7 protein-coding genes are annotated in these 7,595 nt (G+C 69.4%); 6 read left to right on the top strand and 1 reads right to left on the bottom strand.

The features are described from left to right. Window positions 1-334: 334 nt before the first annotated feature. From F4X11_09570 to F4X11_09555, 4 genes are all read left to right on the top strand, one after another. Complete coding sequence (locus F4X11_09570) at window positions 335-1,309, top strand: branched-chain amino acid transaminase (GenBank protein ID MYN65260.1); 975 nt, start codon at window positions 335-337, stop codon at window positions 1,307-1,309. Window positions 1,310-1,410: 101 nt separating this feature from the next. Then, window positions 1,411-1,833 (top strand): RecX family transcriptional regulator, encoded by a 423-nt coding sequence (locus F4X11_09565; protein ID MYN65259.1) that lies wholly within the window; start codon window positions 1,411-1,413, stop codon window positions 1,831-1,833. 57 nt (window positions 1,834-1,890) lie between these two features. Next, window positions 1,891-4,695, top strand: a complete 2,805-nt coding sequence (alaS, locus tag F4X11_09560) for an alanine--tRNA ligase (GenBank protein MYN65258.1) — start codon at window positions 1,891-1,893, stop codon at window positions 4,693-4,695. 79 nt (window positions 4,696-4,774) lie between these two features. After that, entirely contained in the window at window positions 4,775-5,194 is a 420-nt protein-coding gene (locus tag F4X11_09555; GenBank protein ID MYN65257.1) for an RNA-binding S4 domain-containing protein, read from the top strand. Between the two features lie 99 nt (window positions 5,195-5,293). Here F4X11_09555 and F4X11_09550 read toward each other — a convergent pair whose 3' ends face one another. Beyond that, the gene (locus F4X11_09550) at window positions 5,294-5,593 is read right to left on the bottom strand and encodes a hypothetical protein (GenBank protein ID MYN65256.1); all 300 of its coding nucleotides are present in this window, start codon (window positions 5,591-5,593) and stop codon (window positions 5,294-5,296) included. Here F4X11_09550 and F4X11_09545 point away from each other — a divergent pair. Together F4X11_09545 and F4X11_09540 are read left to right on the top strand one after the other, a co-directional pair. Then, window positions 5,550-6,527 (top strand): LexA family transcriptional regulator, encoded by a 978-nt coding sequence (locus F4X11_09545; GenBank protein ID MYN65255.1) that lies wholly within the window; start codon window positions 5,550-5,552, stop codon window positions 6,525-6,527. The two genes, F4X11_09550 and F4X11_09545, sit on opposite strands and share 44 nt — an antisense overlap. Next, on the top strand, window positions 6,445-7,470 hold the full coding sequence (locus F4X11_09540) for a hypothetical protein (GenBank protein MYN65254.1): 1,026 nt from the start codon (window positions 6,445-6,447) through the stop codon (window positions 7,468-7,470). The genes F4X11_09545 and F4X11_09540 overlap by 83 nt, the downstream gene beginning before the upstream one ends. Window positions 7,471-7,595 lie beyond the last annotated feature (125 nt).

Here is a 7,595-nt window from a genome sequence, read left to right as displayed (position 1 = left end):
ACCCCCCCCCTTCCCCGTCTGTCTTTGGTCGCGGGGGCGCGCTTTTTTTAAAACCTCCCGGGGGCCCCCCCCCCCGCCCGGGCGGGGGGCGGCGCCGCCGGAACCCCACGCCGAGGCGCCCCGCGCCCGCGGCCGCGTCACCCCTCGCCGCCGGCGCAGCGACAGCCCGTCGTCGAGCCGCTTCTGCTCGCGCTGCCACAAGCCGCTGCACGCGCGGGCGGACCGCTGCCCGTTCTGCGGAGAGATTTGGTAGTTCGTTCGCTTGCAAACCGCGCGCCGCCCTCTTAGACTGGACAATTAACCTGTTGGCCTCGGAAGAGATCACGGAATTGCCATGAGCTTCGGCACCGGCCGTATCTGGATGAACGGCGAGTTGGTCGACTGGGCCGACGCGAAGATTCACATCGGCTCCCACGTCATCCACTACGGAAGCGGCGTCTTCGAGGGTGCACGCTGCTACGACACGCCCGACGGCGCCGCCGTGTTCCGCCTCGACGCACATGTCCGGCGGCTGTACGACTCGGCGAAGATCTACCGCATGGATTACAAGGAGCTCGAACCGGAAGAGTTCCACGAGGCGATTCTCGACACGATACGCGCGAACCGGTACAGCGCCTGCTACGTCCGTCCGCTGCTCTATCGGGGCTACGACACCTTGGGGGTCAACCCGTTCAGTTGCCCGGTGGAGGCTGCGATCCTGGTCTGGGAATGGGGCGCCTACCTGGGGGATGACGCGCTCGAGCACGGCGTCGACGTCCAGGTCAGCTCCTGGGGCCGGGGGGCGCCCAACCGGTTCCCGTCCGTGGCCAAGTCGACCGCCAACTACGCCAACTCGCAGCTCATCAAGATGGAGGCGACCCTGAACGGGTACGCCGAAGGCATCGCCCTCGACCCGCGCGGCTTCGTGAGCGAAGGCAGCGGCCAGAACATCTTCGTGGTCCGTGACGGCCTCATCACGACGCCCCCGTCCGCCGACTCGATCCTGCCGGGCATCACACGCGATGTCGTCATCACGCTGGCGGGAGATCTCGGGTTCGAGGTACGCGAGGAGACGCTGCCGCGCGAGGCCTTGTACATCGCCGACGAGGTTTTCTTCACGGGCACCGCGGCCGAGATCTCGCCCATCCGGTCGATCGACAAAATCGCGATCGGCAACGGCAAGCGCGGCCCGCTGACCGCGGCCATTCAGCGCCGTTTCTTCGACGTCATCAAGGGCCGCGTACCCGATACGCACGGCTGGCTGAAGTTCGTCTACGGCGATCCCGTGACGGCGGCGCAAGGGGCCGAGGCCGCAGCCGGAGCAGGCTGACGGTACGAGCCCGGCGCGGCGGCCTGCAGTGCGCTTTGCCTTCCAATCCCTACACAGCGGGGTTGTCCCTGCTGGCCCGGCGCGAGCGGTGCACGGCACAAATGGTAGAGGGGCTGCGCCGGCGAGGTTTCGATAGCGGCGGAATAGAGGCCGCCGTCGCCCGCCTGCAGCAGGAGGGCGCGCTCGACGACAGCCGTACCGCCCGCGTGCATGCCCGTCGGGCGGCCCGCGTAACCCATCGCGGCCCCCTCCGGGCCGAGCGGGAGATCGCCGCACTCGGCATCGCACCCGCGGTGGCGCACGCCGCCGTGGCCGAGGTCTACGCCGAGCACGGTGTGCAAACGGTGCTCGAACGGGCTCTCGCACGGCGCCTGCCCGAGGGCGCGGCGGTCGAGGACCGCATCCACTTAGGCAAGCTGTACCGCTATCTGGTTCGCCAGGGCTTCGAGCCGCGCATGGTGACCGCGACGCTGCGCAACCGCGCCGCGGCGCCCGCACCGGCGGATGACGAGGAGCCCTCCTGAAGGAGGTATCGCCGCCGCGCCGCCGGCGGCGAGATGCCGTGTGACAAAATGACCCGGATGACTTCGGCCGAGATTCGACAGAGCTTTCTCGAGTATTTCCGCGAGCGCGGGCACCGCATCGTGGCCAGTTCCCCGCTCGTGCCCGGGGACGACCCCACGCTGCTGTTCACCAACGCGGGGATGAACCAGTTCAAGGACCTCTTCCTCGGCGCCGAGCGGCGGGAGTACCGGCGCGCCACGACGTCCCAGAAGTGCATGCGGGTCAGCGGGAAGCACAACGACCTCGAGAACGTCGGGCCTTCCCTTCGGCACCACACGTTCTTCGAGATGCTCGGCAACTTCTCGTTCGGCGACTATTTCAAGGCCGACGCCATCCCCTTTGCGTGGGAGCTGCTGACGGGCGTCTGGAACCTCCCCGCCGAGCGCCTCTACGCGACGGTCTTCAAGGGCGAGGACGGCGTCCCGCGGGACGACGAGGCGTACGCCATCTGGGAGCGCCTCGTCCCGGCGTCGCGCATCGCCGAGTTGGGCGCGGCGGAGAACTTCTGGGCGATGGGCGAGACGGGCCCGTGCGGCCGCTGCTCGGAGATCCACTACCACCGCGGCGACCATCTGCCCTGCACCACCGAACCCTGCATCGGCATCGACTGCGACTGCGACCGCTACGTCGAGATCTGGAACAACGTCTTCATGGAGTTCGAGCGGCGGGCGGACGGTTCGCTCACGCCGCTGCCGGCCCCGTCCATCGACACCGGCATGGGACTCGAGCGGATAGTCGCGGTCCTGCAGGACAAGCTGTCGAACTACGACACGGACCTCTTCTCCCCCCTCCTCTCCGCCATCGGGGAAAGGGCGGGCTCGGAGTACGGGCCGCTGGCCGGCCGCCCGGCGAACGACACGAGCGACGTGTCGTTGCGTGTAATCGCGGATCACCTGCGCGCGATGACGTTCCTCATCGCCGACGGCGTCGTCCCGTCGAACGAATGGCGCGGTTACGTGCTCCGCAAGATCATGCGGCGGGCGATGCGGCACGGAAAGAAGCTCGGGCTGACCGAGCCGTTCCTGCACGAGCTCACCGGCGTGGTGATTGCCGAGATGGCCGGTGCGTATCCCGAGTTGGATGCCAGCCGCGAGGTCATCGCATCGGTCGTGCGCCGCGAGGAGGCGCAGTTCGACCGCGTGCTCCGCGACGGATTGCCGCACCTGGAAGCGGCGCTCGCCGTCGCCGAGAGCGGCGGAGGAACCCTGACCGGAGACGCGGCGTTCCAGCTCTACGACACGTTCGGCATGCCCCTCGACTTCATCGAGGACATGGCGCAGTCCCGGTCGGTGGATGTGGATCGGGCGGAGTTCGAACGGGCGATGGAGGAACAGCGAGCCCGCGCCCGCGCGGGGGCGACGTTCGGCGGCGCGCAGGAATCGGAGGTTGCGATAACCGCCGGACCGTACGTGCTTACGTCGAAGGGCGAACCGCAATTCCGTCCGGAGCAGTTCGACGGTTACGAGACCACATCCACCCGGAGCGGCATCACCCATCTGTTCCGTCGCGACGGCAACGGCGCGGGTCTCACCGGCGTCGAGGCGCTCGCTCCCGGGGAGCAAGGATACGTCGTACTCGATCGGACCCCCTTCTATCTGGAGGCGGGGGGCCAAGTCTCGGACACGGGCCGCCTGATCGCGAAGGATCTCGGCGCCGCCGTGGAAGATGTGGTGCGCCTGAAGCGGGTCTGGCCCCGAATGCACCTGACCGCGGTGCGCGACGGAGAGCTCCGTCTCGGCGACGAGGTAACCGCCGAGGTCGACGGGAAGCGCCGCGACGACATCCGGCGCAACCACACCGCGACACACCTCCTGCACGCGGCGCTGCGTGAGATCGTGGGGAAGCACGTGCGGCAGGCGGGATCGCTCGTAGACCCGGATCGCCTCCGGTTCGACATCACTCACCATGAACCGGTCACCGCCGACGAGCTGCACCGGATCGAACGCCTGGTGAACAGTCACGTCTTCCGGAATCAGGCAGTCGAGACCGAGGAGCGGTCGACGGAGGAGGCCATCGCAGCCGGCGCCATGGCTCTCTTCGGCGAGAAGTACGGGGATCGGGTGCGCGTCGTCACCGTCCCGGACTTCTCCGTCGAACTCTGCGGCGGGACGCATTGCCGCGCGACCGGCGACATCGGGCCCTTCCTCATCACCCACGAGGGCGGCGTTGCGGCCGGCGTCCGGCGGATTGAGGCAGTGACCGGAGAGAAGGCCGTACAGATGTTCCAGGATCGCGGAGACGAGCTTTCCCTGCTGGCCCACGCCCTCGATACGCCAGCGGATTCAGCAGTGGCGGCCGTCGACAGACTGCACCACCTCCGGTTCCGTCGCCCCGTGAACAGGGTCCACGCCGATCAGGCTGCGAACGCCGTCAGAAAGCTGGCCGCCGACTACAAGCGGCTTGTACGTGAGAACGAGCGCCTCAGAGTGCAGGCGGCGATGGCCGGTGCGGCGGCGGGAGAGGCGCAGGATGACGGTGCGGAGGAGGTCGACGGCATCCCGGTCGTGTCCCGCGTGGTGTCCGGCCTCGAGCCGGGAGCGCTTCGCACACTCGCCGACTCGCTCCGCGACCGCCTCGGAAGCGGAGTCGTGGTGCTGGCGTCCGACAACGACGGCAAGGCGGCCCTGGTCGTCTCGGTAACCCGTGACCTGACGGATCGCGTCCACGCGGGCAATCTGATCAAGGAGCTCGCGCCCATCGTCGGGGGACGCGGCGGCGGGCGCCCGGATTTTGCGCAGGCGGGCGGCCGGCAGATCGACCGTATCGACAGCATCGTTCCCGAGAGCCGCACCGCGGTCGGCCGCATGCTGGTCGGATCGTAGCTTCGCGGCGAAGCGTCCCGCCGCGTTCCACTACCGCCGCGCATCGTGCGGGATCGCCGGGAACCGCCCTGCACCGCTCATGGATAATCGGGCAGGATCACCGTCCCAGCCTACGGACACGGACCTCTTGCAGTGCGTACGTCTCGACGTCTGGCTCGACGTGGCCTGCCTCTTCCGGACGCGCTCCGAGGCGCAGCGCGCGGCGAAGGGCGGCAAGGTCGAGATCAACGGTCGTAGAGCGAAGCCGCACCGGGAGATCCGCCCTGGCGACGAGATCCGCATCACCCGCCCCAACGGTGTGACGCAGATAGTGTCGGTGGCGGCGCTCGCCGAGCACCATCTGCCGAAGGCCGACGCGCGGGGGCTGTACGAGGACCGGACGCCGCCGCCCAGGGAGGAGGAGCTGGCGTTCAGGATGCTGCTCCGGCGCGCCGGCCGCGCTACGGCCCCCGACAAGCAGCAGCGGCGGCAACTCCGGCGCCTGAAGGGTCGCGAATAGGCAACGACGAGCCGCTGCTACCGGCTGCCTGCCGCGCCAGCCTCGAATCGAAGCGCCTGGGCTCGGACCTCGTGAAGCGCGGGAGAAAAGGCCGGTCTCTCAGCCGCTGCTCAGCGGTTCCACGGACAGCGCGTCCCTGCCGTCGCCGAGGGCCGCGACCGGCAGTTCCGGCTCATCGGCGAGACCTGGAGATACGGCGGGGCGCGGAATGTCTGCCGGCCACTCCACCGGCGCCGGCCAGTTGTCGGAGAGAAAGCGGATGGCGCGTTCCGCGCGCCGCGTCGTGATGGCGTGGCCGCGTTGCAGCCGCGCGATGGTTTCGCCGCTTCCCGTCGCGTAGCGGGAGACGGTAGAGATGCTCCGCCCGGTGCTCTCGGCGAACAGGCCGCAGAGCGCCACGAGCCGCCGAACCGTGTCGTCCATGGCACGGAAGCATGCCACAAATGGCACGTGCGTGCAAGTGATTCCGTGTATCGTGTCGGTCGTGACACGCTACGGGATCGACTACCTCCGGCAGGCCGTTCGGCAGCGGATCGACGCGGAGGGACTGCGTCCGTTCGCGCACCGCACCGGCATCCCGCTCGGACAGTTGAGGAGCGTGATCGAGGGGCGGGCGGCCAGGAGCACGACCCTCGAGTTGATCGCGTCCGTCCTGGAGTTGGAATTCTACATCGGCCCGGCGCGGGCGGATTCGACGACCCGGCCGCGGCTCCCCTCGGAGATCGCGCGGGCCCTCGACCTGCCGCGCGACGCCACGATCGACGACGCTCTCGACGCGATCAAGAAGGATGCGATGGCGTCGAGGCTGCGCGAGGGAATCGGACTCGTGCAGGAGTTGATGGAACGGGCGGCGACCGCGGCGGCGTTGATTCCCCGCCTCGTCTCCGGTGGGCGTTCGCGCGCAGGCGAGGCCTCGGAGAGCGGCGTGGTCATGATCCCGTTCGCTCCGGAAGTGCGGCTCGCGGCGGGTACCGGCGAGGTGGTGTTCGAGGAATCGCCGGAGGTGTCAATCGCCGTCGCCGCCGACGCCCTGCCGTCCTGGGCGCGGCCCGAGCACCTGACGTGCGTGCGCGCGGCCGGCGACTCCATGGAGCCCAACATCCGCGACGGCGACCTCGTCGTGGTCGACCCGGCCCGGACCGACCCGCTGGACGGACAGTTGTTCGCGGTTCGGACGGACAGCGGTCTCGTCATCAAGCGCCTGCGGCAGAGCCGCGGGCGCTGGCTGCTGGCCAGCGACAACCGTACCCATGCATCGCATCCGGTGGCCGAGAACGATCGGATTCTCGGGCAGGTCGCGTGGTGCGGCCCGCGGGGCCGCGGCGACGGCTGAAGAAGAGCTGCCCCGCTACCGAGCGCCGCCGCGTTCAGCATGCAGGGTGTTCCGAGAACCCGACCCCACCCGCTCGATTCCTGATATCGTGTCAGTAGTGACACGTTCCGACGGCATCGACTACCTGCGGCAGGCCGTGCGCCAGCGGGTCGCGGCAGAGGGTCTGCGGCCGTTCTCATTTCGCACCGGCATCCCCGTCGGACAATTGAGAAGCATCATGCAGGGCCGCGCCGCGCGCAGCACGACCCTCGAGCTGATGGCCTCCGCGCTGGACCTCGAGCTCTACATCGGCCCGGCCCGGGCGCCCTCGTCGACGGGACCGGGACTGCCGCCGGCGATCGCCGACGCACTCGGCCTCCCGCGAGATGCCAGCGTCGCCGACGCACTCGAGGCGCTGGACAGGGACGCGCTGGCATCGAGACTGCGCGAAAGCGTCGGCCTCGTACAGGACTTCGTGGACCGGACGGCGACAGCCGTGGCGCTGATTTCCGGCCCGGCGTCAGACGGACGATCGTCCGCTCGCACGGGGCGCGACAGCGCCGTGGCAATGATCCCGTTCGCTCCCGACGTCCGGCTCGCGGCGGGCTCCGGCGAAATCGTATTCGACGAGTCGCCCGAGATGTCGATCGCCGTTGCGACGGACGCGCTGGCGACCTGGGCGCGGCCGGAACGCCTCACCTGCGTCCGTGCGGTGGGCGATTCGATGGAGCCGACGATTCGCGACGGGGACCTCGTCGCGATCGACGCCGGCCGTACCGAACCGCTGGACGGACGCCTGTTCGCGGTCCGCACCGACGCGGGGCTCGTCGTCAAGCGCCTGCGGCAGTCCGGCGCCCGCTGGCTGCTGGCCAGCGACAATCCCGCCCACGAGCCCCGCACGGTGGCCGAAGACGACCGGATCCTCGGGGAGGTCGCGTGGTCCGGGCCGCAAGGGCCACCATGATTGCCGGCCGCCCCGGACGAGGGAGGTGTCGATTGGACCGGTCGGGCACGCTCCGACTCGTCCCCGAAACCCGTCGCGTTGCCTTATAATGGCGGTCACTCGCGGGTTGTCTGTCGCCCGCGCCA

This window comes from Acidobacteriota bacterium, from assembly GCA_009861545.1.
Taxonomy (GTDB): domain Bacteria; phylum Acidobacteriota; class Vicinamibacteria; order Vicinamibacterales; family UBA8438; genus WTFV01.
The sequence above is the reverse complement of the archived record's forward strand: the minus strand, read 5'-3'. Positions and strand labels throughout refer to the sequence as shown.

What these genes read in the sequence shown, in the direction of transcription:
- F4X11_09570 (MYN65260.1), top strand. Translation starts at nt 335, where the DNA reads ATGAGCTTCGGCACCGGCCGTATCTGGATGAACGGCGAGTTGGTCGAC.
- F4X11_09540 (MYN65254.1), top strand. Translation starts at nt 6,445, where the DNA reads ATGCATCGCATCCGGTGGCCGAGAACGATCGGATTCTCGGGCAGGTCG.
- F4X11_09545 (MYN65255.1), top strand. Translation starts at nt 5,550, where the DNA reads ATGCTCCGCCCGGTGCTCTCGGCGAACAGGCCGCAGAGCGCCACGAGC.
- alaS (MYN65258.1), top strand. Translation starts at nt 1,891, where the DNA reads ATGACTTCGGCCGAGATTCGACAGAGCTTTCTCGAGTATTTCCGCGAG.
- F4X11_09555 (MYN65257.1), top strand. Translation starts at nt 4,775, where the DNA reads ATGGATAATCGGGCAGGATCACCGTCCCAGCCTACGGACACGGACCTC.
- F4X11_09565 (MYN65259.1), top strand. Translation starts at nt 1,411, where the DNA reads ATGGTAGAGGGGCTGCGCCGGCGAGGTTTCGATAGCGGCGGAATAGAG.